Below are 26,272 nucleotides of genomic sequence, written 5' to 3' on the forward strand. Positions count from 1 at the left end.
CAGCGAAGGCGGCTAAAGCAGACATGACGAAGAGGCCCATGGGCCGCAAGGTTGCGCGGCTGCCCTCCCCGCGCGATGGGCGCGGAGAGCAGCGGCAGCATCACTGCGGCATAAGTGCGTTAGACAAGGACGGGAGGTGGGCCGCGCGCGGGCAGCGGTGCGCCCGGCGCCTGGGGGTTGTGCGCCGCCTGGGCCTGCCACTGCGCGTGGAAAGCAGGGGCCGCTGGCCGGTGCACATCGGCGGCAAAGGCCAGTGGCAGCGCCATGGCGATACACAGCACGCAATCAGCGCCATGGGCGCTGTGCGCGCTGTGGCTGCCATGGCTGTCGCTGCCATCGGCCAGCAGATCATCCAAGGTCTGGTGGTCGCCATGGGCCAGCGCCACATCCAGCGCCGGCGCATTGACGCTGCAGACATCGGCCGCCAGCACCGCAGCAATGGGCTGCGCCAGCACTCGCACCTGCACGCCCGCCACCGATGCCACGAGCAGCAGCAACGCAAAAACCGCCGTGATGACGGCGGAAAAGCGTGGGCGGCTGCGCAGGCGTTGGAGCATGGTCAGGCAGCAGTGTAGGTGACTTCCAAACCTGTATGTTCAGAATTTATTAAATTATCAGTTCAATCAAGAACGGGCCGGATTTAGCAAAGCTGGCCTGCATCAGCTGGGCGCACTCCTCCATGCTGGTGGCGCGCGCCGCTTCCACGCCCATGCCTTCGGCCAGCTTCACCCAGCCAATCGACGGGTTGCCCAGGTCCAGCATCTGCATGGCGGTGGCGCCCGGCGTGGCGCCCACGCCCTTGTATTCGCCAATCAGGATGTTGTAGCGGCTGTTGTTCAGCACGATGGTGGTGACAGGCAGCTGCTCACGCGCCTGCGTCCACAGCGATTGCAGCGAATACATCGCCGAGCCATCGGCCTGCAGATTGATCACCCTGCGCTGCTTGCCCGCACCAATGGCCGCGCCGGTCGCCACCGGCATGCCATCGCCAATCGCGCCGCCAGCCAGGTGCAGCCAGTCATGCGCCGGCGCGGCATGGGTGTGCGGGTAAAAGCCCCGGCCGTAGGAGATGCTCTCGTCCGAGACGATAGCGCCCTCGGGCATCAGCGCGGCCACGGTACGCGCCAGGCCCTCGGGCGTGGGCGCGCCAGTCGCTGCCTCGGGCCGGGGGCCCGCATCGGGGATGGCGGCCTGCGGCGCCTGCAGCGCATCGACCAGGGCTTGCAGCGCGGCCAGCGGCTCCTGCTCGGGGCGCGTCAGCACATGCAGCTGGGCGCTCGAAGGGTACTGGGTCGACGGCAGGCCGGGGTAGGCAAAAAAGCCCACCGGCGGCTTGGCGCCCACCAAGATGATGTGCTCAAACCGGGCCAGGGTCTTGATCGCGGCCTCCATGCCATAGGGTACCCGCTCCAGCGCCATGCGGCCCTGGCCGCGCTGCAGGTGCGAAGCGCCGTACTCGGCCAGCACGGCAGCGCCGCTGGCCTGCGCAAGCCGCCACACCAGCGCCTGGGCCGGCGCAAACACCGCCGCGCCCGACAGCAGAATCAAGGCCTTGCCGCCCGCCTGGCGCAGCAGCTTTGCCACTTCATCGATCGCATGGCCATCCACTGCGGGCGGCGCAGGCAGGGGCAGCGGCTGCGCCACCACACCGCCCTCGTCCCAGGAAACATTGGCCGGCAAGATCAGGCTGGCGATTTGCCCGGGAAAGGCGGAGGCCGCACGCACGGCCATCGCCGCATCCAGGCCCAGGTCCGCACTGTGCGTGCTGGTATGCACCCAGCCGGATACGGCGCGCGCCAGGCCATCGGTGTCGGCCGTCAACGGCGCATCAAAGGGCCGGTGGTAGGTGGCCTGGTCGCCCACGATATTGACAATGCCGCTGCGCGCGCGGCGCGCATTGTGCAAATTGGCCAGGCCATTGGCCAGGCCCGGGCCGCAGTGCAGCAAGGTGCAGGCGGGCTTGCGGGCGATGCGGTAGTAGCCATCGGCCATGCCGGTGACCACGTTCTCTTGCAGGCCCAGCACGCAGTGCATGCCGGGGATCTGGTCCAAAGCTGCTACAAAGTGCATCTCGCTGGTGCCGGGATTCGCAAAGCAGGTATCCACACCTGCAGCCAGCAAAGTCTTGACCAGACTGTGTGCGCCATTCATCTCTATGTCCTTATGGGGTTGCCTATCACTGCGCGACACCTTAGCCGCAACAGCGCAAAAACCGGGTCGCCAAGATGAAAGCGGGCCAGGCCGGGCCATGGCCGCGTGCCGCACAAGCGCATGGGCACAGGGTCTGCCCGGTTTTGCATCGAACCACTATGTAGGCCAATTCTCAAGCCCTCTTACGGCATCGGATGGCCCCACCTTGGCCGGCCGCGCGCCACAGTAGAGGTCCACGCAGAGCGGCATCCGATGAAGATGCTTGGCTCGCCCGTTCTGGGCTGCGAGACAGGCGCCGAAAACGGCCCTCCGCCCCCACTTTTAGCCCCTTCAACTGAACACCAAGTGTTACCACCAGCGCGCCCACTGCGCCTAGGATGGCCCGATGCAAAACCACACCAAGGAAACCCGCATGCACCGTATGTCCCGCCACGCCCTGTTGTCCACCGCACTGGCCTGCGCCGCTTTGGCGGCCCAAGCCCAAAGCAGCCAGGGAGCGGCCAACCCAGCAGCGGCAGCCACGCCGCCCGCAGCCGAGGCAGCGCCCCAGGCCCCTGCGCCCAACCCGGCTGCTGAAAAGGCGCTGGCCCAGCGTTTCCAGGCGCTCCTCGCCGCCTTTGAAGGCAAGGCCGCCGTGCCCGATGCCAAGACTTTCACCGAAGACTTCAACAAGCAGGTCACGGCCGACCAGATGAAGCAGGTGTTCAACGACGTGCACCAAAGCGTGGGCAGCTGCAAGGTCGGCGCGCAGATGACCAGCCCCACCCCTTACATCACCAGCTACCTGCTGCAGTGCGACAAGGCCTATGTGCCGATGGACATCGGCATTGAGGAAAAGGCGCCCTACCGCGTCCACAGTCTGCTGATTCGCCCAGGCTACTGGAAGAAGTAAGCGCGGACGTTTCGACAAAATAGACGATCAAATCGACCGTCACAACCCATACTTATTAGTGTTTCCCTGGATAGGGCGTAAAAATTGACGCTTCAACGTCGATTTTTGCGCTCAATGGCCGTTTAGGCTGGTGATAATGCGCACAAGCTCGCCGCTTTGCCACAAAGCACAGCGCAGAGCTGTCGCCGGGTCGCCACAAGCCGATATCAGACCCCGACGGCGGGCAGCAAAAGCACTAGCATGCTAGCCACCTTATCAACATTCGGATCCGAGGATTCACTATGCGTAAAACCTTGATCGCACTGGCAGTGGCCGCTATCGCCGCCCCTGCTTTTGCTGCAGACCTGAAAGTAGCTGTCGACCCGACCTACGAACCGTTTACCTACAAGACGCCCCAAGGCGAAGTCACCGGTTTTGACGTGGACATCGCCAAGGCGGTGTGCGAGCAGATCAAGCGCAAGTGCGTGTTCGTCGAGCAAGTCTGGGACAGCATGATCCCCGGCCTGCAAGCCAAGAAATACGACGTCATCGTCAGCTCCATGTCGATGACCGACGAGCGCCGCCGCGTGGTCGATTTCAGCGACCGCTACTACAAGACGCCCAGCGCCGTGGTGCTGAAGAAAAGCGTGGAATACAAGGGCCCGGCTTCGGCCAAGGGCCTGAAGATCGGCGTGCTCAAGGGCTCGACCCAAGAGAAGTGGGCCAATGGCGAGCTCAAGCCCGCAGGCGCGACCATCGTGCCTTATGAAGCCCAGGACCAGGTCTACCTGGACATCAAGTCCGGCCGCCTCGACGGCACCGTGGCTGACAAGGTCGAAGTCAACGGCGGCTTCCTGCGCAAGCCCGAAGGCGCTGACTACGGCTACAAGGGCCCGGACCAGTACGAGACCAAGTACTACGGTGATGGCATCGGCATTGCGCTGCGCAAGAACCAGGGCGACCTGAAAAAGCAGATCAACGAAGCGATCAAGACCATCCGCAGCAATGGCACCTATGCCACGATTGCCAAGAAGTACTTCGATTTCGACCCCTACGGCAACTGATCTTTGCAAAACGCGGTGGCGCGCCTAGCGCCACCCGCGTCCTCGATCAGGGCTAACACCAAGCGGCGCGCTGCTCCAGAGTCTTCATACTGGATGAATCGCGCCGCAATTCCATGGTGCCAGGCCTTTTTGCAGCGCCCACCCAAGGCAACACCAGGCCACCGATGGGCCCGATTGCACAACGCGATCCCGGCGCCCAAGGCCAAAAAATATGAGTGATTACTTTCAATCGATCCTGATGGGCTCGCTGCTGACGGTAGCGGTCTCACTGGCATCAGCGGCCATTGCCACCGTGCTGGGCCTGCTGGGTGCCAGTGCCAAGCTGTCGGGCCGCCGCCCGCTGGTGGTGCTGGCGACGGTCTACACCTCCATCGTGCGCGGCATCCCTGAGCTGGTGATGATGCTGCTGATCTTCTACGGCGGCGCCATCGGCCTCAATACCTTGCTCGAGAAGATGGGCAGCGAAAGCTCGGTCGACCTCAACCCCTTTGTGGCCGGCTCGTTCACGATCGGCTTTATCTACGGCGCCTACATGACCGAAACCTTCCGGGGCGCGATCCTGGCCATCCCCAAGGGCCAGATGGAAGCGGCCTGGGCCTTCGGCATGAGTCCGGTCAAGACCTTCTTTCGCATCACCCTGCCGCAGATGGTGCGCTATGCCCTGCCCGGCTTTACCAATAACTGGCTGGTGCTGATCAAGGCCACCGCGCTGGTCAGCCTGATCGGCCTGCAAGACATGACCTACCTGGCCAAGCAGGCCAGCGCCGCTGCGCGCGAGCCCTTTATCTTCTTCCTCTTCACCGCTGCGCTGTACCTCGTCTACACATCGGTATCACTGTGGGCGCTGGGCCGCCTCAATGCCCGCTACAGCTTGGGAACCGAAAAGGTGCAGCTATGAACTGGGACGTCATTTTTCAGCCCGACACGATTGCGCTGTACGGCGAGGGCCTGGTCACCACCCTCAAGCTACTGCTGTCCAGCCTGGCCATTGGCGCTGTGCTGGCGCTGCTGGGCGCGCTCGCGCTGGTCAGCCGCTCCTGGCTGCTGCGCAAAACGGTGGGCGCCTTTACCTATTTCATGCGCGGCACGCCGCTGCTGATCCAGGTCTACCTGATCTACTACGGCTTCTCGCAGCTCGAATGGGTGCAGGCGCGCTGGGATGCGATCTGGCCCTGGACCTACTTCAAGGAGCCGTTCTTCTGCGCGTTCCTCGCCTTCACCTTGAACAACGCGGCCTACACCGCCGAGATGCTCGCCGGCTCGATCCGCGAGACCTACAAGGGCGAAGTCGAAGCGGCCCGCGCGATGGGCATGAGCCGCTGGCAGCTGATGCGCCGCATCGTGATGCCCAGCGCCATCCGCCGCACCCTGCCCGCCTACAGCAACGAGGTGGTGATGATGCTGCATTCGACCAGCCTGGCCTCGACCGTGCCGTCGCTGGTGGACCTGACCGGCGCTGCCAGCCGGGTGTACTCGGACTACTACCTGCCGTTTGAAGCCTATATCGCGGCAGCTGCCATCTACCTGAGCATCACCTTTATCCTGATTGGCATCTTCCGCCTCGCCGAGCGCCGTTTCCTGGGCTATCTGGCCCCGCGCAAGGCCTAAGACATTCGAGCATCGAGATATGAACGCATCCAACTACAAACTGCAGGCGCAGGACATCCACAAGAGCTATGGCAGCAACCAGGTGCTCAAGGGCGTCTCGCTCAACGCCTGCGCTGGCGACGTGATCAGCATCATCGGCAGCTCCGGCTCGGGCAAGAGCACCTTTTTGCGCTGCATCAACCTGCTGGAGCAGCCCCAGCAAGGGCAAATCATCGTGGCTGGCGAAAGCCTGCAGCTGCGCACCGGCCGCAATGGCGCGCTGGACGCGGTGGACCCCAAGCAGCTCCAGCGCCTGCGCAGCAAGCTGGCGATGGTGTTCCAGCACTTCAACCTCTGGGCGCACATGACGGTGATGCAGAACATCATCGAAGTGCCGGTGCATGTGCTGGGCATCAGCAAGGACGAGGCCGTCGCCCGCGCCCGCAAGTACCTCAAGCTGGTGGGCCTGGAGAACAAGGAAGACAGCTACCCCAACCACATGAGTGGCGGCCAGCAGCAGCGCGTGGCCATTGCGCGCGCGCTGGCGGTCGAGCCCGAGGTGATGCTGTTTGACGAGCCTACCTCTGCCCTCGACCCCGAGCTGGTCGGTGAGGTGCTGCGTGTGATGCAGGTGCTCGCCCAGGAAGGCCGCACCATGCTGGTCGTGACACATGAGATGGGCTTTGCCCGCGAGGTCTCCAACCATGTGATCTTCCTGCACCAGGGCCTGATCGAAGAGCAAGGCCCGCCGCGCGAGGTGCTGGCCAACCCCAAGAGTGAACGCCTGGCACGCTTCCTCTCGGGCAGCTTGAAGTAAGCCGCGCAGGCCAAGTTCTGCCCGCGACAGGATCACTGCTATCCAAGCGCCGGGCAGACGCACAATCTGCGCTTGAGGTGCTGATCCACACAGCGCCCCAGGCAACCAGCGCAGATTGATACCCACCTTACCGCGACCATGGGCACGCCCAACTCCCCTCCTCCCGCATCCGAACCGGCCCTAGACAGCGACGCAGCATTCTCGCTGCGCCGCATTGCCGTGGCGGCCTTTGGCCCCTCGCTGCTGTTTGGCATTGGCGAAGGTGCGGTGCTGCCGGTGATCGTGCTGATGGCGCGGGACCTGGGCGCCTCAGTCTCCATCGCAGCGCTGGTGGTGGGGCTGGTCAGCATTGGCTCCTTGCTGAGCAATATCCCGGCATCGCTGATAACAGCCCGCTGGGGCGAGCGCTGGGCCATTGTGGCCGCAGGCCTGTGGAGCGCCATCGGCATGGCCCTCTGCCTGGCCACCCAGCAGCTGTGGCTGTTTGCGCTGGGCTGTCTGATGGTGGGCATGTCGCAGGCGGTCTACAACCTGGCGCGGCAAAGCTATCTGACCGAGGCCGTGCCGGTGTCCTACCGCGCGCGGGCGCTGTCCACCTTGGGTGGGGTGATGCGCATCGGCATGTTCATCGGGCCCTTTATCGGCGCCTGGGCCATGCATGCCTTTGGCCTGCATGCGGCGTTCGCGGTGGGCATCGTGGGCGTGCTCTGCGCCGCAGCCATTGGCCTGCGCGTGCCCGATCTGGCGGCGCCCGCCGCGCTGCCGGGACAGCCGGTGCCCACCGAGGCTCCGTCCATCGCCCGCATTCTGCGCGATCACCACCGGCTATTTCTCACGCTGGGCCTGGGCGTGCTGCTGGTCAGCGCCGTGCGTGCCTCGCGCCAGGTGGTCATTCCGCTGTGGGCCGACCATCTTGGCCTGGCACCCGCTGCCGCCTCGCTGGTCTACGGGCTGGCGGGCGCCATCGATATGCTGGTCTTCTACCCTGCGGGCAAGCTCATGGATCTCAAAGGCCGGCGCTGGGTGGCCGTGCCGTCGATGCTGGTGATGGGCGCGGCCATGCTGCTGATGCCGCTGACGGCCAGCGTGACGACCTTGCTGCTCGCAGCCATGGCGCTGGGCTTTGGCAATGGCATTGGCTCGGGCCTGATCATGACCTTGGGGGCCGACCACGCGCCGCGCCATGCGCGGGCGCATTTTCTGGGGCTATGGCGCCTGGCGGCCGACCTGGGCTCATCGCTGGGGCCAGCGCTGCTGTCGTTTCTGGCAGGCAGCCTGTCGCTGGCCAGCGGCATCGCCTGCATCGGCTTGCTGGCCTGGGGTGCGGCGGCTGCGCTGGCGCGCTGGATACCGCCAGCCAAGCGCTGAGCCCTTTAGCCCGCGCTGGCGCAGCTACCAAACGACGGGTTCGGGCTCCAGCTGGATGCCAAAGCGCTCATAGACGCTGGTCTGGATCGCGCGCGCCAAGGTCACCACCTCACCGCCGGTCACGCTGCCTTCGCCCTCGCCCAGGTTGACCAGCACGAGGGCCTGGCGGTCATAGACACCGGCCTTGCCAATGCTTTTGCCGCGCCAGCCGCAGGCATCGATCATCCAGCCCGCAGCCAGCTTGATGCTGCCGTCCAGCATCGGGTAGTGCACAATTTTGGGCTCGCGCGCAATGATGTCCTCGCACTGGTCGGCGGTGACCTGCGGGTTCTTGAAAAAGCTGCCGGCATTGCCGATCTGCGCTGGATCGGGCAGCTTGGCGCGGCGGATCTCCACCACCCAGTCAAAGATGTCCTGGGCCGTGGGCTGCGCAATGCCTTTTTCGGCCTGCTTGCGGGCCAGGTCCAGGTAGCCCAGCTCGGGCTTCCAATCCTTGGCCAGGCGCAGCCGCACATGGGTGATGACGGCGCGGCCCGCCAGCCCCATGCCCCGGGGCTCGGCCACGCCGGTGGCGCGGGCAATCATGGTCAGCGGCATGGTTTCGGCCGGCGCATGCTTGAACACCGAATCCCGGTAGCCAAACGCGCACTGCGCCGCCTGCAGGCTGAAATGCTCGCCATTGCTCAGGTCGATCGCATCGAGCGAGTCAAAGCGGTCTTGCAGCTCCACGCCATAGGCGCCAATGTTCTGCACCGGCGCGGCACCTGCGGTGCCCGGGATCAGCGCCAGGTTCTCCAGCCCGGGGTAGCCCTGGGCCAGGCTCCAGGCCACGACCTCGTGCCAGACTTCACCGGCACCCACTTCAATGATGTAGTGCTTGTCGGTCTCTTCGACCAGGCGCTTGCCCATGATCTCCATCTTGAAGACGGTGGGCTCGACATCGCCGGTGATGACGATATTGCTGCCGCCCCCCAGCACCACCACCTGGCGGCTGGCGCCCAACGGGGGCTGGGCCAAAAAATCACGGATATCCTGCGGGGCCTGCACGCGCACCAGGTTCATGGCCCGCGCCATGATGCCAAAGGTGTTGTATTGCTGCAGCGGGGCATTTTTCTCGACTAACATCGCTAGATTGTCGCACTTGTCGCGACCCACTCAGGCGCTCAGCCTGGCCTGCAAGGAGAGTATTTATGCCATCGTTTGACACGGTTTGCGAAGCCGACTTCGTCGAGGTGAAAAACGCTGTTGAGAATTCCGCCAAGGAAATTGGCACCCGTTTTGACTTCAAGGGAACGTCGGCCGGGATCGAGCTCAAGGACAAAGAGATCATCATGTACGGCGATGCCGACTTCCAGCTGGTGCAGGTTGAAGACATCCTGCGCAACAAACTGACCAAGCGCAATGTGGATGTGCGCTTTCTGGACAAGGGCGATGTGCAAAAGGTCGGCGGCGACAAGGTCAAGCAAGTGATCAAGGTGCGCAATGGCATCGAGCAGGAGCTGGCCAAGAAGATCCAGAAGCTCATCAAGGACAGCAAGATGAAGGTGCAGGCCGCCATCCAGGGCGATGCTGTGCGCATCACCGGCGCCAAGCGTGACGACCTGCAAGCGGCAATGGCGCTTTTGAAGAAAGACGTGACCGACGTGCCACTGTCGTTCAATAACTTCCGCGACTGATCCGCACTCGATCAAAAACAAACAGGCCGCGCTGCAGGGATTGCAGCGCGGCCTGTTTTTATGGCGCCTGGGCGTTTAGAACTGGTAGTTCGCGCTCAGCAGCGCACCACGCGGCGTGCCGGGCATGCTGCTGGACCGCCAGTATTCCTTGTTGGTCAGGTTGGACACTGCCAGGGTGACGGTCCAGGGCGCGGCGCGCCAGCCCACCAGGCCATCCCAGCGGGTGTAACCCGGCACACGGCTGGTGTTGGCGTCATTGGTGTAGCGCGCGCTGGTGTGGGTCACGCCCAGCTCGGCATACCAGTTGCCCGCAGGCGCATAGCGCAGAAAGACATTGCCATTGCGGCGCGCGGTGTTGGCCAGGTAGTTGCCTTCCAGGGCGGGGTTGGCCTTGTTCTCGGCAACCTTGGCGGCCATGATGCCGACGCCGCCGCGCACATACCAAAACGGTGCCACACGGCCAGACGCGCTGAACTCGATGCCGCGTGAGCGCTCCTTGCCACGCACGGCCCAGGTGAAGGGGTCGTTGTCCGGATCGGGGCGGTAGCGGATGTTGTAGTGCTCCAGCTGGTATACGGCCAGCTGCGTGGACAGCGCGCCATCCAGCCAATCGCTCTTGACCCCCATCTCGAACTGCTGCGAATGCTGGGGCTCGTCGTCCAGCACCGCGCCAGCGCCGGTATCCACCGACAGAATGCCGCGCCCGCCATAGGGCGAGAAGCTGCGGCTCCAGGACGCGTACAAGCTGTGCTCACGCACCGGCTGCCAAACGAGGCCCGCACGCGGGCTGACGGAGTTGCCGTCGGTGCTGCGGCTCGCATGGGTCAGCTGGTTCGTGCTGTTGAAGTCAAAGTTGTCGTAGCGCGCGCCCAGCAGCAGCTTCCACTGGTCGCTCAGGCTGATCAAGTCCTGCACATACAGCGCGCGGGCCGTGCCCTTGTGCAGGTTGTGCTGCGATGGCGCGCCTTGGGGCGGGCGCACGGCATCGAACACCGGGTTGTTCGGGTCGATATAGCCATTGCTGTTGGCGGTGCTGAAAAGGCGCGGCGCGCGCTCTTCCTCGCTGTGCTCCACGCCCAGCAGCAGCTCATGGCGCATGCCGGCCAGGTCCAGCTTGCCGGTCAGATCCACGGTGTGGGTGGTGGTGCGGTTCTCGGTTTGCTGCCAGGCATAGCTTTGGCGCAGCAGGCCGGGGTTGGCGCACTTGGCGCCCGCAGGGGTCAGGCCCTGGGGGTTGCAATAGGTACCGGCAAAGTAGTGGTCAAAGTCCTGGCTGGCCTCGCGCTTGCTGGCCACCCAGCGCACACTCCAGGCCTTGTTGAACTCATACGACAGGTCCGAGCGCAGCACGCGCAGGCGGTCCTCGACAAAGTCGCCCGGCTGGGCAAAGCCCTGGCGCAGCGACATGCCCGGCGGCATCTGGTCGTAGGATGGCCCCCGGTCCGGCACGCGCCAGACATTGTCATAGGTGTACTGGCCGGTCCAGCGCAGGCCCGTGCGCGTATCCACCAGGATGCTGGGCGAGACCATCTCATTGCGGTTGCGGATGCCGCTGCGAAAGCTGTGCGCCTGCTCGCGGTCGGCCGTCAGCCGCATGACCACATTGGGGCTGATCACCCGGTTGATGTCGATGGTGCCGCCCACGTTCTCCCAGGAGCCGCCGCGCAAGGTCACGCTGCTGACGCCATCAAAGCGCGCTTGCTTGCTGACCATGTTGACCACACCGCCACCCGCGCCACGGCCATACAGCACCGAAGCCGGGCCTTTGAGGATCTCGATGCGCTCGACGTTGGCCGTGCTGCGGCGCACCTGGCCGGATTCACGCACGCCATCGCGGTAGATATCGCCGCTGTCGGCATTGAAGCCGCGGATCATCACGCCCTCGCCACGCATGTCATAGCTGGTGTTGACCCCCGGCACGCCATCGAGCATGACCGACAGGTCATTGATGCCATAGCTCTTGAACTTGTTGACTTCCAAGGTGTCGATGGTCTGCGGAATGTCCTTGGGCGCCATATAGGTCTTGGTCGCCGTGGTCACGCCTTCGGGGCGCACATCATCGGGATCGAACTGGTCGGCAGACACCTGCACCGTTGGCAAGGTGTGCTCTTGTGCCATGGCTGGCATGGATGCCATCATCAACAGCGCGGCGACCGACAGGCCGGCGCGCTCGCCTCTTGTACGCGCGAGCGTCTCGCTGCGAAGGGCTTGGATCATTGAAAACTCCTGAAACAATAATTCCGCTTGGTAAACGGCTTGTAAATTTGAGTAAGGAATGCTAATGATAACGATTATCAATAGCAATATATTAACCTTAAGCGGCTGCTTACTTTTCAAAAAAACAACGGGCTAGACTTTGGGTCAAAAAAATAAATCGCAGCTTTTGGTGCCGCGCGCATGCTTTAGGATGTAAAGCAGCCGACCTGCCTGTGACCCGCGCTAGACTCGGCCCCGCCCTGTTTGTATGCACCACCATGCTGCCCCGCGACCTATGAAGCTTTCAGTCCCCAAGCCCTGCCCCGCCCCAACCCGCCTGCACCACTGGGCGTTGGCACTGGCCCTGTGCGGCAGCGCCAGTTGGGCCGTCCATGCACAAGATGCCGCCGAAGGCCCCCGCTCGGTGGCGCTGGCCGGCATTCTGGGGGACAAGGCCTTGCTGGTCATCGATGGCCGGGCGCCCAAGGCCGTGGCAGCGGGCAGCAGCTACCAGCAGGTGCAGGTGGTCAGCGTCAAGGATGGGCAGGCGCAGGTCAGCATCGCGGGCGCCCTGCACAGCCTGCGCATGGGCGAGTCGCCGGTCAGCGTGGCCGATGCGGCGCTGCCCGTCAGCAACACGGGCCGTATTGTGTTGGCAGCCGATGCCAGCGGGCACTTCATGACGGCCGGCATGATCAACGGCAAGGCCACGCGTTTTCTGGTCGATACCGGTGCCACCACGGTGAGCCTGGGGATGAGCGAGGCGCTCAAGCTGGGCATTGACTACAAACAGGGCCGTGCAGTGCGCATGGGCACGGCCAATGGCGTCAGCAACGGCTGGCACCTCCAGCTGAGCAGCGTGCGCATCTCCGATGTGGAGCTGCGCAATGTCGATGCCGTGGTCACCTCGGCCAACATGCCCTATGTTCTGCTGGGCAACAGCTTTCTCAATGCCTTTGAGATGAAACGCGCCGGCCCGCAGATGACCTTGGACCGGATCAAATAGCGTGCAACGGCTGGGCCGAAAGCCAGCAAAACAAAAGGGCTGAACCCGCTATGGGGGTTCAGCCCTTTTGCCATCTGCCCGTCGGCAGCGCGACGCATCACTTGCTTTTCTTTTGACCCAGTTTGGATTCCTTGCCTTCGACCAGGCGCTGGATGTTGAGCTTGTGGCGGTAAACCAGCAAGGCCGACATCACCAGGATCGCGACAAAGATCTCGGCATGGAAATCCCAGAGCTCGCCACCGATGAGGATGTAGAACACCGGCGCCAGCACCGCCGCCACCAGCGACGACAGCGACGAATAGCGCCAGATGGCAGCGACCGCCACCCAGGCCAGCAAGACCAAGAGACCCAGCCAACCGCTAAAGCCCAGCAGCACGCCCAGCGCAGTGGCCACGCCCTTGCCGCCTTCAAACTTGAAGAACACCGGCCAGAGGTGGCCCAGAAATGCCGCAATCCCTACCAGGGCGACAGTGCCCTCTTCGAGGCCATAGGGCTTGCCCAACCAGGCCACCAGCGCCACCGGCAGCCAGCCTTTGGCGGCATCGAGCAGCAAGGTCAGCACGGCCGCAGCCTTGCTGCCCGAGCGCAGCACATTGGTGGCACCCGGGTTTTTGCTGCCATAGGTGCGCGGGTCACTCAGGCCCATCGTGCGGCTGACGATCACCGCAAATGACAGAGAACCGATGAGGTAGGCCAGGATGGTGGCCAGGATGGAATAAACGGTACTCAAATTGCTCCCCTTGTCTGCGCGCCTGGGCGGCCGGTGCGCACTGGTATATCTAGGTCAAAAACAGGCATCATTCTGCCAGCGCGCATTGCACCGGCTGGGCACCGAGCACCTCTACGCATGCTTTGGGGTCGATCTGCACCAAAAAACCACGCCGCCCGCCGTTGATGGCGATACGCGGCAGCGCCAGAATCGTCTCCTGGATATAGACCGGCATGGCCTTGCGCAGGCCAAACGGTGAGGTCCCCCCCACCAGGTAGCCGCTGTGGCGGCTGGCCACTTCGGGCGTGCAGGGCTCCACGCTCTTGGCGCCAATCTGGCGCGCCAGGCTCTTGGTCGACACCTTGCAGTCGCCATGCATCAGCACGATCAGCGGCTTGGCATCCTGGTTCTGCATCACCAGGGTCTTGACGACGACATGCTCATCGAGCCCCAGCTGGCGGGCCGACTCGGACGTGCCGCCATGCTCCACATAGTCGTAGGGATGCTCGGTAAACGCCACCTTGTGCGCCTTCAGAAACTGGGTGGCAGGCGTTTCGCTGATATGGTTTTTTTTGCTCATCGGTAAAGAGGTGGCCACAAGTGCCACACAAAATCTGCCCCTATTGTCCCGAAAAATAAGTGTGGGGCGCCGCCAAGCATAGTGGCCTTGGCAACGCCAAAGGCCCTGGTTTGCACCAGGGCCTGCAGGTCAGCGCCTTTCATCAGCCCCGTCAGGGGCCTCAGAACCTGTTGGAGACTTATTGCGCCGGATCGCCCAGCGCCCAGCGCAGTGCGTCAATCTCCTGCAGCAAGGCCTCGGACAGCTGCGTGCCCCAGACATTGAGGTCTTCGTCCAGCTGCTCCATCGTGCGCACACCGATGATGGTGCTGCCCACCTGCCATTTGTTGTAGCAAAAGGCCAGTGCCAATGCAGCCGGGGTCAGGCCATGGTCGCGCGCCAGCTGGTTGTAGCGCTTGGCGGCATCCAGCGCCTCGGGGCGGCCCCAGCGCTGCTTGCGCACCGATTCATAGCTGGCAATGCGCGCGCCCTGCGGTGCCTGGGGGCCGGTAATGCCGCTGTCGTCGTACTTGCCCGTCAGCAGGCCAAAGGCGAGGGGCGAGTACGCCAGCAGCGACACACCCAGGCGGTCGCAGGTTTCATCCAGGCCGTTTTCCCAGCTGCGGTTGATGAGGCAGTACGGGTTTTGCACGCTGGCCACGCGCGGCAGGCCATGCTGCTCGGCCAGGCGCACAAACTCATGCACGCCATACGGCGTCTCGTTGGACAGGCCAATGTGGCGGATCTTGCCGGCCTTGACCAGGCCAGCCAGCGCCTGCAGCTGCTCGCCAATCGTTGTCTCGCTGGTTTCCTTTTTCGGGTCGTAGTACAGATTGCCAAAGGCGGGCACATGGCGCTCGGGCCAATGGATCTGGTAGAGGTCGATCACATCGGTCTGCAGGCGGCGCAGGCTCGCCTCGCACGATGCCACGATGTCGGCCGCCGTCATGCCCTTGCCTTCGCGCACCCAGGGCATGCCGCGCGACGGGCCCGCCACCTTGCTGGCCAGCACCACCTTGTCGCGCTGGCCCGGGTTGGCCTTGAACCAGTTGCCGATGATGGTCTCCGTCGCACCATAGGTTTCGGCGCGGGCGGGCACCGAGTACATCTCCGCCGTGTCCCAGAAGTACACGCCGCGCGCCAGCGAATGGCTGAGCATCGCATGCGCATCCGCCTCGCTCACTTGCTCGCCAAACGTCATCGTGCCCAGGCAAATGGGCGAAACCTTCAAATCACTGCGGCCAAGTTGGATGTCTTGCATAAGAAAAATTCAGCGGTGTCGGTCAAAAAAACCAAGTGTAAAAGCATTTTTTGACACCTCGCTGGCCATGGCCGCCATGCGCGCCAGGCAGAGACGCCCATCGACACGGGCATCACCGCCGCTCAGCTAGCACCGCGCAGCAGATTGAGGCGCTGTCAAGCGTTATTCATCGCTCTTTTGATCCGCATCAGCCGCCAATAACCCGTAAGTTCTGCTGAAGCTTCATCTTTTATTATTTATAAAAAACTATCGAGATCATTAATCCGTTCAATACAGTTATAGCGACAGCCCCCGATGTTCCAGCCGCCCAACCCCCACAGCCACCCTCCCCCCGCACCCCGGCCAGACAAGCCGCGCGACCCCAAGCCCGAGGACGGCAAAAGCATACCCACGCCTTGCACCCAAGCCCATTGCCCTCAGTGCGCGCCCCATGGCAGGCAGGCGTGGGCCTGCAGCAGCACGGCGCAATACGCACAGCACCACAAAGGTCCAGTTGCGGGGCAGGCAATGTCCTGGCCCAAGGGCAGCGCCCCAGGCATCGTGCATTGCATGCTGTGCGACGCCAGCGGCCATGCACACGGCACGGTCCGGCTGATCTTTGAACCGCAAGCCCCCCTGCACTACCACCAGGGCCAGACCCTGCGGGTACTGCTGCCCGGTGGATGCGGCCCTGAGATACTCATTACCTCCCAGCCAGGCGATGCCGGCGTGATGCATGGCCGCCTGCTGCTGACCCCGGGCGAGCCTTGGCCTGCCCAGTTTGGGCCCGATGCGGGCTTTGGATTGATGTTCCAGGTCTGCCTGCGCCACAGGAGCCGCTCCAGCTGAACCCTTAAAGTCCCGAACACCGCCCCCTGTCTCTCTGGCGCGCCGTAGCCGGCCGGGCCGCTTCTACAATGCAGCAGCCCTATGACCCATGCCATGCCCCTGAGCGACGCCCTGCGAACGCGCATCCACCACAGCCTGCAGCATTTTGATGTGCAGCGCATGGGCGTCGCCGGCCAGTCCCAGGCCGCCGTCGCGCTGGTGCTGCTGGACGAAGGCCCCGGCGCCGGGCTCGAAGGCATGCCCCCACCCGTCCAGTGGAGCAACGAGGCCGCTTTGCTGCTGACGCGCCGCGCCCTGCACTTGCGCAACCACCCGGGCCAATGGGCCCTGCCCGGCGGCCGCATCGAGGCGGGCGAGACCGCCGAGCAGGCGGCGTTGCGCGAACTGCATGAAGAGGCGGGCCTGTTGCTGGCGCCCAGCCAAGTGCTCGGTTGCCTCGATGACTACGCCACGCGTTCTGGCTTTGTCATCACCCCGGTGGTGGTCTGGGCCGGTGCCACCGCCCAGCTGCAACCCAACCCCGATGAAGTGGCCAGCGTGCACCGCATCCCACTGGCCGAGCTGCTGCGCAGCGATACGCCGATGCTGGAAAACACCGATGCCTCGCCCCACCCGGTGCTGCGCATGCCCATGGGCAAGAGCTGGGTGGCCGCACCTACAGCCGCATTTTTGTACCAGTTTCGTGAGGTTTGCCTGCTGGGGCACCCCACCCGCGTCGCGCATTTTGACCAGCCACGGTTTGCCTGGAAGTGAGCCTCGCCTCGCCCAGCGCCGCAAACGCGGCGCAGCGGGAGCAAAAACATTATTAAATCAAGCATATGCCCTAAAGCACCACTGGCCGGCCAAGCGCTGCCAGCATGCGACAATAACGGGCTAGACCGCAATAATAGGACACAGTGACATGGAAGCAGAACGCATCAACCAAATCGGCAACACCCTCGAAGACCTGTCCAGCCGGACAGAAGAGCTTCGGAGGTATCTTTGACTACGATGCAAAGTACGAACGACTGCGCACGGTAAACGCCTCGCTGGAAGACCCCAGCGTCTGGAACGATCCCAAGAAGGCCCAGGAGCTGGGCAAGGAAAAGAAGGCCCTCGACTCCGTCGTGCTGACCTTGCAAAAGCTCACGAGCGAGCTGGCCGACAATACCGAGCTCTTCGAGATGAGCAAGGAAGAAGGCGATGACGCCGGGCTGGAGACCATCGAGGCCGAGGCAGCCAAGCTGCGCCCGCTGATCGAGGAGCTCGAGTTCCGCCGCATGTTCCGCAACGAGGCCGACCCGCTCAACTGCTTTGTCGACATCCAGGCTGGCGCCGGTGGCACCGAAGCCTGCGACTGGGCCAGCATGCTGCTGCGCCAGTACCTCAAGTATGCCGAGCGCAAGGGCTTCAAGGCCACTGTTGAAGAAGAAACCCCGGGCGACGTCGCCGGCATCAAGAGCGCCACGATCAAGATCGAGGGCGAGTACGCCTTTGGCCTGCTGCGCACCGAAACCGGTGTGCACCGCCTTGTTCGCAAGAGCCCGTTCGACTCCTCGGGCGGCCGCCACACCAGCTTCTCGTCGCTGTTCGTCTACCCCGAGATTGATGACTCCATCGAGATCAACATCAACCCCTCGGATGTGCGTACCGACACCTACCGTGCCTCGGGCGCGGGTGGTCAGCACATCAACAAGACCGACTCGGCCGTGCGCCTGACCCACATCCCGACCGGCATCGTCGTGCAGTGCCAGGATGGCCGCAGCCAGCACAGCAACCGCGATGTAGCCTGGCAGCGCCTGCGCTCCAAGCTCTATGACTTTGAAATGCGCAAGCGCATGGAAGAGCAGCAAAAGCTCGAAGACACCAAGACCGATGTGGGCTGGGGCCACCAGATCCGCAGCTACGTGCTGGACAACAGCCGTATCAAGGACCTGCGTACCAACGTCGAAGTCTCAGCCACCCAAAAGGTGCTGGACGGCGACCTGGACGTGTTCATCGAAGCCTCGCTCAAGCAAGGCGTTTAAAAACCTGTGGCACTCCCCATGCAGCGGTGCATGCGGCGTGCCTCAGCCCCTCTATCGATTGGCTGGGCCTCCCAGCCGATACGGACCTGAAGACAAGCCCAATGCCTGCGATCGAAGCGCTGATTTTTGACATGGACGGCACCATGGTTCACTCCATGCCCTGGCACACCCAGGCCTGGGTGGAGTACGCACGCCGCCACGCCATGGATCTGGATGTGCCCGCCTTCATGGCGCAGACCACCGGCAAGAATGCCTTTGAATGCGCCTGCGCGCTGATGGGCCGCACGGTGAGCGCCGAAGAGAGCGAGCGCATCACCGCAGAAAAAGAAGGCATTTACCGCGAGCTGTTTGCCGCCAACTTCTGCGCGGTCGATGGCTTTGACCGTTTTCATGCCCAGGCGCGAGACATGGGCCTCAAAGTGGCCATTGGCACTGCGGGCGACCAGGACAATGTACGCTTTGTGCTGGACAACCTGCAGATGCAGCCCCCGGCCCAGGCGATTGCGCGTGGCGACGAGGGCCTGCCCGGCAAGCCCCACCCCGATATTTTTCTGAAGGCGGCCGAGCGCCTGGCAATAGACCCGGCCGCCTGCATCGTGTTTGAAGATGCGCCGCACGGCATTGAGGCGGCGCGGCGCGCCGGCATGCGTGCGGTGGGCATTGGCACCACGCACGATGCCCAGCAACTCAGCGGCCCCCATGTTCTGGCATGGGCGCCCGATTTTTCGACCCTGCTCAACAACCAATTTTTGGAGAAGCTCCATGATGCGTGAAGGACAAGCACACACCGTGTACCGCGCCGACTACCAGGCCCCGGCATGGTGGATTGATACGGTCGACCTAACATTCGATCTGGACCCGGCCAAGACGCGCGTGCTCAACAAGATGCGCGTGCGCCGCAACCCCGATGTGCCAGCCCAGCCGCTGCACCTCAATGGCGACGAGCTGAACCTGGCCCGCGTGATGGTCAATGGCGCCGCGTCCTCGTTCAAGATGGACGGCTCGGACCTGGTGCTGGAGAACCTGCCAGAAGGCAGCGACCCCGTCGACCTGGAGATCTTCACCACCTGCATGCCCGAGAAGAACACCAAGCTGATGGGCTTGTACACCAGCAATGGCTCGTTCTTCACGCAGTGCGAGGCCGAAGGCTTTCGCCGCATCACCTATTTCCTGGACCGTCCCGATGTGATGGCCATGTACACCGTGACCCTGCGCGCCAACAAGGCCCAGTTCCCGGTGCTGCTGTCCAACGGCAACCTGGTCGAGCAAGGCGACTTGCAAGGGGCCGGCAACGAAGGCCGCCACTTTGCCAAGTGGGTCGATCCGCACAAAAAGCCCTGCTACCTGTTTGCGCTGGTGGCCGGCAACCTGGTCGCCCGCGAGCAGAAGATCAAGAGCCGCGCGGGCAACGAGCACCTGCTGCAGGTCTTTGTGCGCCCCGGCGACCTGGAGAAGACCGAGCACGCGATGAACTCGCTGATGGCCTCGATCGCCTGGGACGAAGCCCGATTTGGCCTGAGCCTGGACCTGGACCGCTTCATGATCGTCGCCACCAGCGACTTCAACATGGGCGCGATGGAGAACAAGGGCCTGAACATCTTCAACACCAAGTACGTGCTGGCCAGCCAGGCCACCGCGACCGATGCCGACTACGCCAATATCGAGTCGGTGGTGGGCCACGAATACTTCCACAACTGGACGGGTGACCGCGTCACCTGCCGCGACTGGTTCCAGCTCTCGCTCAAGGAGGGCCTGACCGTCTTCCGCGACCAGGAGTTCAGCATGGACATGGCCGGCAGCGCCTCGGCCCGTGCCGTCAAGCGCATCGACGATGTGCGCGTGCTGCGCACCGTGCAGTTCCCTGAGGACGCCGGCCCCATGGCCCACCCCGTGCGCCCGGACAGCTACCTCGAAATCAACAACTTCTACACCGTCACCATTTACGAAAAAGGCTCGGAAGTGGTGCGCATGCAGTCCACCCTGGTGGGCCGCGACGGCTTTGCCAAGGGCATGAAGCTCTACTTTGAGCGCCATGATGGCCAGGCCGTGACCTGCGACGACTTTGCCCAGGCCATTGCCGATGCCAACCCCGGCTCGCCACTGGCCCAGCACCTGCCCCAGTTCAAGCGCTGGTACAGCCAGTCGGGCACGCCCCGCGTGGCCGCGCAAGGTGTGTACAACGCAGAAGCGCAGACCTACACCCTGACCCTGACCCAGTCCTGCCCGCCCACCCCGGGCCAGCCTGGCAAGGAGCCCTTTGTGATCCCCGTCACCCTGGGCCTGCTGGCAGACGACGGCCGCAGCCTGCCGCTCCACATCCGCCCCAGCCAGGCGCTCAGCAGCATCGCCCACAGCGCTACCAACCACACCGTGGTGCTGACCGAGGAATCCCACACCATCGTGTTCGACGGTGTCGAGCAAGCCCCTGCCCCATCGCTGCTGCGCAACTTCAGCGCCCCGGTGGTGCTGCAGATCGAAGAGAGCGACGACGCGCTCTTGCACCTGCTGGCCCACGACGAAGACGCCTTCAACCGCTGGGAAGCGGGCCAACGCCTGGGCCTGCGCTTTGCGCTGCAAGCCATTGCCGCACGCAACGCCGCCGGTGCCGATGCCCCCGCGCTGCAAGCCAATCTGCTGCCCGCCTCGTTTGTGCAAGCGATGCGCGAAGTGCTGCGTGATCCGCAGCTCGACGCCGCCTTCAAGGACCTGGCGCTGACCCTGCCGTCCGAAGGCTATATCACCGAGCAGCTCGACCAGGTGGACCCGCAGACCGTGCACGCGGTGCGCGAAGCCATGCGCCAGCAACTGGCCACCGAGCTGGCCGCCGACTGGGCCTGGGCTTACGACGAATGCAGCCACACCGGCGCCTATGTGCCCGATGCGGTGAGCGCCGGCAAGCGCGCACTGGCAGGCCATGCGCTCTTGATGCTCTGCGTGGCCGCCCGTGAATCGGGCGACAAGGTCTGGCCTGGCAAGACCTTGCAGCGCTACAAGGATGCCGGCAACATGACCGACCGCTACAACGCCTTGAGCGCGCTGGTGGTGAGCGGCAGCCCGCTGGCCGACGCAGCGATCCAGAGCTTCCACCAGATGTTCAAGAACGACGAGCTGGTGCTGGACAAGTGGTTTGCGCTGCAAGCGAGCGCACCCGATATCAACGGCAGCGCCCTGCCCGCTGTGCGCGCGCTGATGAAGCAGCCCGACTTCAACATCAAGAACCCCAACCGCGCCCGCAGCGTGATCTTCAGCTACTGCAACGGCAACCCCGGTGGCTTCCACCGTGCTGACGGCGCTGGTTACGCCTTCTGGGCCGAGCAGGTGGTGGCGCTCGATGCCTTCAACCCGCAAGTCGCTGCCCGCCTGGCCCGCGCGCTGGACCGCTGGAAGAAGCTGCCCGAGCCCTACCGCAGCGCGGCGGGCGACGCGATTGCCAAGGTCGCCGCCAAGCCCAAGCTCAGCAACGATGTGCGCGAGGTGATCACGCGCGCGATGGCGGACTGATGCGCCAAGGCATGCGCCAACAGCTGCTGGCCCAGGGCATTGCCGCCCTGGCCAGCTTGGCTGCCGCCATGCCCCTACTGGCCAGCGCCCAAACCGGCCGCAACGCCGGGGCGGTGGCCACCACCGCGCCCGAAGGCCTGGCGGTCACGCCCAGCAACAATTTTGAAAAGCGCTTTGCGCCGCTCTATGCCGCCGTGTTCAGCGAAGGCGGCCGTTTCAGCGGCAGCGCGATGAGCGCCGATTTGCAGGCGCTTGAGCCGATCCTTAAGCGCACCAAGGCGCCGGCGCTGGATTTTTTCCGCCTCTACTACACCCAGGCCACCATCTTCAGCCGCCGCGCCATGCCTGCTGAGGCCGGTCAGGTGGCACAAAAGGCCTTGGTGGCCATGCCCAAGCCCAGCGATCCGCAATGGGCCTACCAGCATCTGGAGCTGAGCATTGCCAGCATCCGCTGGCTGGCCGAAGGCGGGCGTTATGAGGCCGCGCTCAAACAGGCGCAAACGCTTATCACGCGCTATCCGCTGCAAGAGATTGCCAGGCTGCCCGCGCAGATGCGCTGGGACAACAGCACCCCCATCCCGCAGGCGGCCGACTACCCCACCCAGCTGCAGATACTGGGCGTGTACGAAGACCTGGGCTATGTGCTGCACGAGCAAGGCCAGTACCGCCAGGCCCTGCAGGCCAACCAGCAGCTGCTGCCCGTGGCGCGCGAGCGCCTGCTAGCGCTGGGCGAGACGCCGCGCCTGCGCGGCCTGCTGGCCAACCTGGCGCAGAACAGCTACATGCTCGGCCAGATGGACGCCGCCCGCAACTACCTGCAAGAGCGCCTGCAGATCGCCATCAGCGCGGGCGACCATGACACCGTGTACGACAGCTATTTCCAGCTGATGGTGCTGGCCCATGAGCAAAACCAGCCGCAGCAGGCGCGGCAGTGGCTCAGCGCCTATGCGCAATATGCCCGCGCCCAGGGCCACAGCGACCAACTGGCCCGCGCCGAGCAGCTGCGCGACGAGCTGAACGGCCGCGAAGCAGCGCCCCCGCCGCAGCAACCGGCCCAATCGCCAGCCCCACAGCCAGCGCGCCAGCCCAAGCGCTGAGCCCACCCAGATTGACCCAGTTTGAAGGAGTTCCACCCATGAAGAAAAACATCACCCTCAGCCGCTACCTTGTCGAACAGCAACGCGTAGACGGCCTCATCCCCGCCCAGCTGCGCCTGTTGATCGAAGTGGTGGCCCGCGCCTGCAAGCGCATCAGCCACAGCGTCAACAAAGGCGCACTGGGCGATGTACTGGGCACCGCCGGTAGCGAGAACGTGCAAGGCGAAGTACAGAAAAAGCTGGACATCATCGCCAACGAAGTGCTGATCGAAGCCAATGAATGGGGTGGCCACCTGGCCGCCATGGCCTCCGAAGAGATGGACAGCATCTACCTGGTGCCCAACCGCTACCCGCAAGGCGAATACCTGCTGATGTTCGACCCGCTCGACGGCTCGTCCAACATCGATGTGAACGTGTCCATCGGCACCATCTTCAGCGTGCTCAAAAAGCCCGAAGGCCACCCTGGCGTGACCGAAGACGACTTCCTGCAGGCAGGCGCCCAGCAAGTGGCCGCCGGCTACTGCGTCTACGGCCCACAAACCACCCTGGTGCTGACCTTTGGTGACGGCGTCGCCATGTTCACGCTGGACCGCGAGCAAGGCAGCTTTGTGCTGACCCAGGAGAACGTGCGCATTCCTGAAGACACCAAGGAATTCGCGATCAACATGAGCAACATGCGCCACTGGGATGCCCCCGTCAAGCGCTATGTGGACGAATGCCTGGCCGGTGTGGAAGGCCCCCGCAACAAGGACTTCAACATGCGCTGGATCGCCTCGATGGTGGCCGACGTACACCGCATCCTCACCCGTGGCGGCGTCTTCATGTACCCCTGGGACAAGCGCGAACCCAATAAGCCCGGCAAGCTGCGCCTGATGTACGAAGCCAACCCCATGAGCTGGCTGGTAGAACAAGCCGGCGGCGCCGCCACCAACGGCCGCGAACGCATCCTCGACATCAAGCCGACCAAGCTGCACGAGCGCGTCAGCGTGGTCCTGGGCTCGAAGAACGAGGTCGAGCGCATCACCCGCTACCACACGGAAGCATAAATTCTGCAATTTGGTCTGAGAGCCAAAATTTCACGCTATAATTTCTCTCTAACGCCGGTGTAGCTCAGTCGGTAGAGCAGCTCATTCGTAATGAGAAGGTCGGGTGTTCGATTCATCTCTCCGGCACCAAATTTGATAGCAATGTCAAGCACTTAAGCCATCCCTTGGGATGGCTTTTTTGTTTCTGGCGTTTGCCGGACAAGAAACAAACACAGGACGGCGAATTCATTGAGCGAGGGACGCCGTGTGGCTCAGCGACTTCTCTTAGTCTTCCTGACCCTCGGAAGCCTCCCCTGCCGACTACGCTGCTCAAGGTACTCACTCAGAAGTTCTATCGACGGAACTCCAAGAGCCTCAGCAAATTCCACCAACTCGACAGCATCAATACGGCGCTCGCCGCGCTCACACTTGGACACGAAGGTCTGGGTGTTTCCAAGACGCTCCGCCAGGTCAACCTGAGACACGCCCATGCGCTTGCGGGCCGTCTTGAGAACGGACAGCAGGAGCTGGTAGTCGGTATTGTAGGTCGAGAGACACATTGTGAAGTGACTTGGAGGTCAATGCACGACAAAGTCCGTTTCATATTAGTCCAAAACAGACTATTTACTCTGGAAGGTAGGCATGAAATGGACGGCAATTCTTTTACTGGTTCTCACCGCGTTAACTGGCTCCTCAATCACCTCCAGTTCCGATGCCCGTGTCAGTCGCTGCGGCTTCGACGGTGCACGCATCGTCACCGTCAACCCCCACGGCAACGCCTGTCGGTCGATGAGCTGCACAGGTCTGGGCGCGCAATGGAGCTCGAAGACCCCTACCCCATCGGTCCTAGGCGTTAGCCTGTTCAACGAGATCAAGGCGATCGTGGGCACTCAGCTCAATATCGACGGACAGTCTATAACCTGTCAACCATGCGACCCTTTACCAACTCAGTGACTTCGGAGCGACAACCAAGGAGTTGCAAGATATCGACCTCACAGAGCACGTGGCTGAGGGTGACGACTGCTGCCGGGAACTACGAGGATGCCGTCATCGACGATTAATTGGAAAGCAATGTCTACCACGCTCTGAAGCGATTTCTGGTGACCGTGGATTAAAACTAATGCCACTAACCGTGTGAAAAAAAATCCCCGGAGATCCGGGGATATTTGCATTGATAGTCAGAAATTACGCCGATTGACGTTCGAGCTGTGTTTCGAAGGCGTCATAGATCAAATCATACGAGCCCTCATTCTTGCCAACCTTTTGGGGGTCAAAGCGGAAGGCATCCAGGACTGGTCTGTACTTGCGCACAATTACAGCAAGATGCTCGTCAAGAAATTCTTCGGGATCGGTTGCCCAGTCAACGGTGCCGTCATCGCCAACCTCGATCAATGCCTTCAAGCCATACACGAGCGGCATGATAAGACCATCGGGGTAGCTGTAATCGACCTCTTCTTCTGTGAAATAAGTAGTAGGCTGCGTGCGCATATTTCCAGCTATTTTCACAACGTTGATATTTCCGAACTTTCCACCATTCGCTTTATAAGCCTCGGGAAAATCTCGGTATATCTTATCGTATAACTTCGGCAATGCCCCAGCAAGCTTCAATGCGCTCACCACCTGCTTACTATAAACCTCTCGCGTATATTCTCCATCAGTAGCCTTAGAAACATCATCGCGACTCATGAGTTCATCAAAAAGTTTCGCACACTCGCCCTTGTTTCGATAGATATTCTGCGGCAAAAGCTTCGGCATATCTTCCAACTCAAGTTTTGTAAGCGGGATCCACGACAGCGCAATAAGATCGCGAACCTTCACGTCGCCGCCATCATTGCTCTTCCACTCCACCCGCTTTTCGATTCCTTTAGGAAGCGCCGAACGAAGTACCTCGTAGAACCCTTTTTTCGCAGCCTTAGTTTCCAGTGTCAATTGAACATTGTTGTTCCGGGCTGAGCAGATGGACAACAAAGAGCTGTTAAACGCCTCAGTTGACTCCTCGTCCTCAAGGTCTGACGGAACAAGTATTTCCAGCGGAACGAGGAAGTCGAGCGCATCTGCATCGTAGTCATCATGGCTCGTTTTTCGAGCTCTCAATTCCTCGATTTCATCGCGATGCTCTTCCCAAAGGTCTTTGAAATTTGACCATGTGCGAATTTTCCGCTTGATAGCGTTATCGCCGAGCGCGCGCATAAGGATGTGAGTACCCAATGCGAGTGTATTGTGTCCGCCGTCCAAAATCCCCTCGATTTTGGTATTTTCAAAACTAAGTCGATAACGGTTGCGCTGCAATTTTTCGTATGAGCTCGCGCCCACTAAAATGCCCTTAGTCTTAAAAACAAACGTTTCGGGCGTTTCGGTTATGCTTTCTAAAATGCTATCTGTGACTGGTCCGGCCTTAGCGGAACGGGGGTTGGCCTCCAGATCGGCGGAGTCGAGCAGGCCAAAAAGGTCGCGCGCGTGCGCAAAGCCGACTATGCGGCGGACGGGACCAGCAGTTTGCTCCGCAACGGTTTCGAAGCGAACAATGACAGTATTGGGATTCATTTTTCC

24 protein-coding genes and 1 tRNA gene are annotated in these 26,272 nt (G+C 62.7%); 16 read left to right on the forward strand and 9 right to left on the reverse strand.

Features of this window, described 5'->3' with window-relative positions; genetic code table 11:
• Nucleotides 1-119: 119 nt before the first annotated feature.
• Together DCO45_RS16750 and DCO45_RS16755 are read right to left on the reverse strand one after the other, a co-directional pair.
• Complete coding sequence (locus tag DCO45_RS16750) at nt 120-557, reverse strand: DUF2946 family protein (RefSeq protein ID WP_116926882.1); 438 nt, start codon at nt 555-557, stop codon at nt 120-122.
• 49 nt (nt 558-606) lie between these two features.
• Entirely contained in the window at nt 607-2,151 is a 1,545-nt protein-coding gene (locus DCO45_RS16755) for an acetolactate synthase large subunit (RefSeq protein ID WP_116926883.1), read from the reverse strand.
• A 385-nt stretch (nt 2,152-2,536) separates the two neighbouring features.
• Here DCO45_RS16755 and DCO45_RS16760 point away from each other — a divergent pair, with 385 nt between their 5' ends.
• The 6 genes from DCO45_RS16760 to DCO45_RS16785 all read left to right on the forward strand — a co-directional run bounded on the left by DCO45_RS16760 (nt 2,537) and on the right by DCO45_RS16785 (nt 7,858).
• The gene (locus tag DCO45_RS16760) at nt 2,537-3,043 is read left to right on the forward strand and encodes a hypothetical protein (protein ID WP_116926884.1); all 507 of its coding nucleotides are present in this window, start codon (nt 2,537-2,539) and stop codon (nt 3,041-3,043) included.
• 281 nt (nt 3,044-3,324) lie between these two features.
• The gene (locus DCO45_RS16765) at nt 3,325-4,086 is read left to right on the forward strand and encodes a transporter substrate-binding domain-containing protein (RefSeq protein WP_116926885.1); all 762 of its coding nucleotides are present in this window, start codon (nt 3,325-3,327) and stop codon (nt 4,084-4,086) included.
• Between the two features lie 211 nt (nt 4,087-4,297).
• Nucleotides 4,298-4,984, forward strand: coding sequence for an ABC transporter permease (locus DCO45_RS16770; protein WP_116926886.1), 687 nt, complete (start codon nt 4,298-4,300; stop codon nt 4,982-4,984).
• Nucleotides 4,981-5,694, forward strand: a complete 714-nt coding sequence (locus tag DCO45_RS16775; protein WP_116926887.1) for an ABC transporter permease subunit — start codon at nt 4,981-4,983, stop codon at nt 5,692-5,694. The genes DCO45_RS16770 and DCO45_RS16775 overlap by 4 nt, the downstream gene beginning before the upstream one ends.
• A gap of 19 nt (nt 5,695-5,713) precedes the next feature.
• Nucleotides 5,714-6,490: an ATP-binding cassette domain-containing protein gene (locus tag DCO45_RS16780; RefSeq protein ID WP_116926888.1), complete on the forward strand. Its 777-nt coding sequence runs from the start codon at nt 5,714-5,716 to the stop codon at nt 6,488-6,490.
• 138 nt (nt 6,491-6,628) lie between these two features.
• Nucleotides 6,629-7,858 carry an MFS transporter gene (locus tag DCO45_RS16785; RefSeq protein WP_116926889.1) on the forward strand — a complete coding sequence of 410 codons (1,230 nt, stop codon included), beginning with the start codon at nt 6,629-6,631 and terminating at the stop codon, nt 7,856-7,858.
• A gap of 24 nt (nt 7,859-7,882) precedes the next feature.
• On the opposite strand, the gene murB is transcribed toward DCO45_RS16785, so the two are convergent.
• Nucleotides 7,883-8,983, reverse strand: coding sequence for a UDP-N-acetylmuramate dehydrogenase (gene murB, locus DCO45_RS16790; RefSeq protein WP_116926890.1), 1,101 nt, complete (start codon nt 8,981-8,983; stop codon nt 7,883-7,885).
• Between the two features lie 65 nt (nt 8,984-9,048).
• Here murB and DCO45_RS16795 point away from each other — a divergent pair, with 65 nt between their 5' ends.
• The gene (locus tag DCO45_RS16795) at nt 9,049-9,534 is read left to right on the forward strand and encodes a YajQ family cyclic di-GMP-binding protein (protein WP_021026760.1); all 486 of its coding nucleotides are present in this window, start codon (nt 9,049-9,051) and stop codon (nt 9,532-9,534) included.
• 75 nt (nt 9,535-9,609) lie between these two features.
• On the opposite strand, the gene DCO45_RS16800 is transcribed toward DCO45_RS16795, so the two are convergent.
• Nucleotides 9,610-11,751: a TonB-dependent siderophore receptor gene (locus tag DCO45_RS16800; protein WP_116926891.1), complete on the reverse strand. Its 2,142-nt coding sequence runs from the start codon at nt 11,749-11,751 to the stop codon at nt 9,610-9,612.
• A gap of 274 nt (nt 11,752-12,025) precedes the next feature.
• Here DCO45_RS16800 and DCO45_RS16805 point away from each other — a divergent pair, with 274 nt between their 5' ends.
• Nucleotides 12,026-12,736 (forward strand): TIGR02281 family clan AA aspartic protease, encoded by a 711-nt coding sequence (locus tag DCO45_RS16805; RefSeq protein ID WP_116926892.1) that lies wholly within the window; start codon nt 12,026-12,028, stop codon nt 12,734-12,736.
• Between the two features lie 97 nt (nt 12,737-12,833).
• On the opposite strand, the gene plsY is transcribed toward DCO45_RS16805, so the two are convergent.
• The 3 genes from plsY to DCO45_RS16820 all read right to left on the reverse strand — a co-directional run bounded on the left by plsY (nt 12,834) and on the right by DCO45_RS16820 (nt 15,265).
• On the reverse strand, nt 12,834-13,466 hold the full coding sequence (plsY, locus tag DCO45_RS16810; protein ID WP_116926893.1) for a glycerol-3-phosphate 1-O-acyltransferase PlsY: 633 nt from the start codon (nt 13,464-13,466) through the stop codon (nt 12,834-12,836).
• Between the two features lie 67 nt (nt 13,467-13,533).
• On the reverse strand, nt 13,534-14,025 hold the full coding sequence (locus tag DCO45_RS16815) for an aminoacyl-tRNA deacylase (protein ID WP_116926894.1): 492 nt from the start codon (nt 14,023-14,025) through the stop codon (nt 13,534-13,536).
• Between the two features lie 178 nt (nt 14,026-14,203).
• Nucleotides 14,204-15,265 (reverse strand): aldo/keto reductase, encoded by a 1,062-nt coding sequence (locus DCO45_RS16820; protein WP_116926895.1) that lies wholly within the window; start codon nt 15,263-15,265, stop codon nt 14,204-14,206.
• Between the two features lie 507 nt (nt 15,266-15,772).
• Between DCO45_RS16820 and DCO45_RS16825 the strand changes: the two genes are divergently transcribed.
• The 8 genes from DCO45_RS16825 (at nt 15,773) to DCO45_RS16860 (ending at nt 23,872) form a co-directional block, all read left to right on the forward strand.
• Complete coding sequence (locus DCO45_RS16825; RefSeq protein WP_116926896.1) at nt 15,773-16,093, forward strand: hypothetical protein; 321 nt, start codon at nt 15,773-15,775, stop codon at nt 16,091-16,093.
• Nucleotides 16,094-16,174: 81 nt separating this feature from the next.
• Nucleotides 16,175-16,846 carry a CoA pyrophosphatase gene (locus DCO45_RS16830; RefSeq protein ID WP_116926897.1) on the forward strand — a complete coding sequence of 224 codons (672 nt, stop codon included), beginning with the start codon at nt 16,175-16,177 and terminating at the stop codon, nt 16,844-16,846.
• A gap of 148 nt (nt 16,847-16,994) precedes the next feature.
• Nucleotides 16,995-18,099 (forward strand): peptide chain release factor 2 gene (gene prfB, locus DCO45_RS16835; protein ID WP_116926898.1). Its coding sequence is split into 2 segments (ribosomal slippage): nt 16,995-17,075 and nt 17,077-18,099, totalling 1,104 coding nucleotides; the frame shifts between segments, so codons are not numbered across the junction.
• A 101-nt stretch (nt 18,100-18,200) separates the two neighbouring features.
• Nucleotides 18,201-18,872: an HAD family phosphatase gene (locus DCO45_RS16840; protein WP_116926899.1), complete on the forward strand. Its 672-nt coding sequence runs from the start codon at nt 18,201-18,203 to the stop codon at nt 18,870-18,872.
• On the forward strand, nt 18,862-21,600 hold the full coding sequence (gene pepN / locus DCO45_RS16845) for an aminopeptidase N (protein ID WP_207788092.1): 2,739 nt from the start codon (nt 18,862-18,864) through the stop codon (nt 21,598-21,600). Before DCO45_RS16840 ends, pepN begins: the two co-directional genes overlap by 11 nt.
• Nucleotides 21,600-22,697 carry a tetratricopeptide repeat protein gene (locus tag DCO45_RS23020; protein WP_207788093.1) on the forward strand — a complete coding sequence of 366 codons (1,098 nt, stop codon included), beginning with the start codon at nt 21,600-21,602 and terminating at the stop codon, nt 22,695-22,697. The genes pepN and DCO45_RS23020 overlap by 1 nt, the downstream gene beginning before the upstream one ends.
• Before the next feature lie 38 nt (nt 22,698-22,735).
• Nucleotides 22,736-23,743, forward strand: a complete 1,008-nt coding sequence (locus DCO45_RS16855; RefSeq protein WP_021026772.1) for a class 1 fructose-bisphosphatase — start codon at nt 22,736-22,738, stop codon at nt 23,741-23,743.
• 53 nt (nt 23,744-23,796) lie between these two features.
• A tRNA-Thr gene (locus DCO45_RS16860) sits at nt 23,797-23,872 on the forward strand.
• A 122-nt stretch (nt 23,873-23,994) separates the two neighbouring features.
• On the opposite strand, the gene DCO45_RS16865 is transcribed toward DCO45_RS16860, so the two are convergent.
• Nucleotides 23,995-24,282 carry a helix-turn-helix transcriptional regulator gene (locus DCO45_RS16865; RefSeq protein WP_116926900.1) on the reverse strand — a complete coding sequence of 96 codons (288 nt, stop codon included), beginning with the start codon at nt 24,280-24,282 and terminating at the stop codon, nt 23,995-23,997.
• A 625-nt stretch (nt 24,283-24,907) separates the two neighbouring features.
• Nucleotides 24,908-26,266, reverse strand: a complete 1,359-nt coding sequence (locus DCO45_RS16870; protein ID WP_116926901.1) for a hypothetical protein — start codon at nt 26,264-26,266, stop codon at nt 24,908-24,910.
• Between the last annotated feature and the right edge of the window lie 6 nt (nt 26,267-26,272).

The organism is Comamonas sp. JNW, assembly GCF_003105075.1.
Classification (GTDB): Bacteria; Pseudomonadota; Gammaproteobacteria; order Burkholderiales; family Burkholderiaceae_C; genus Comamonas; species Comamonas squillarum.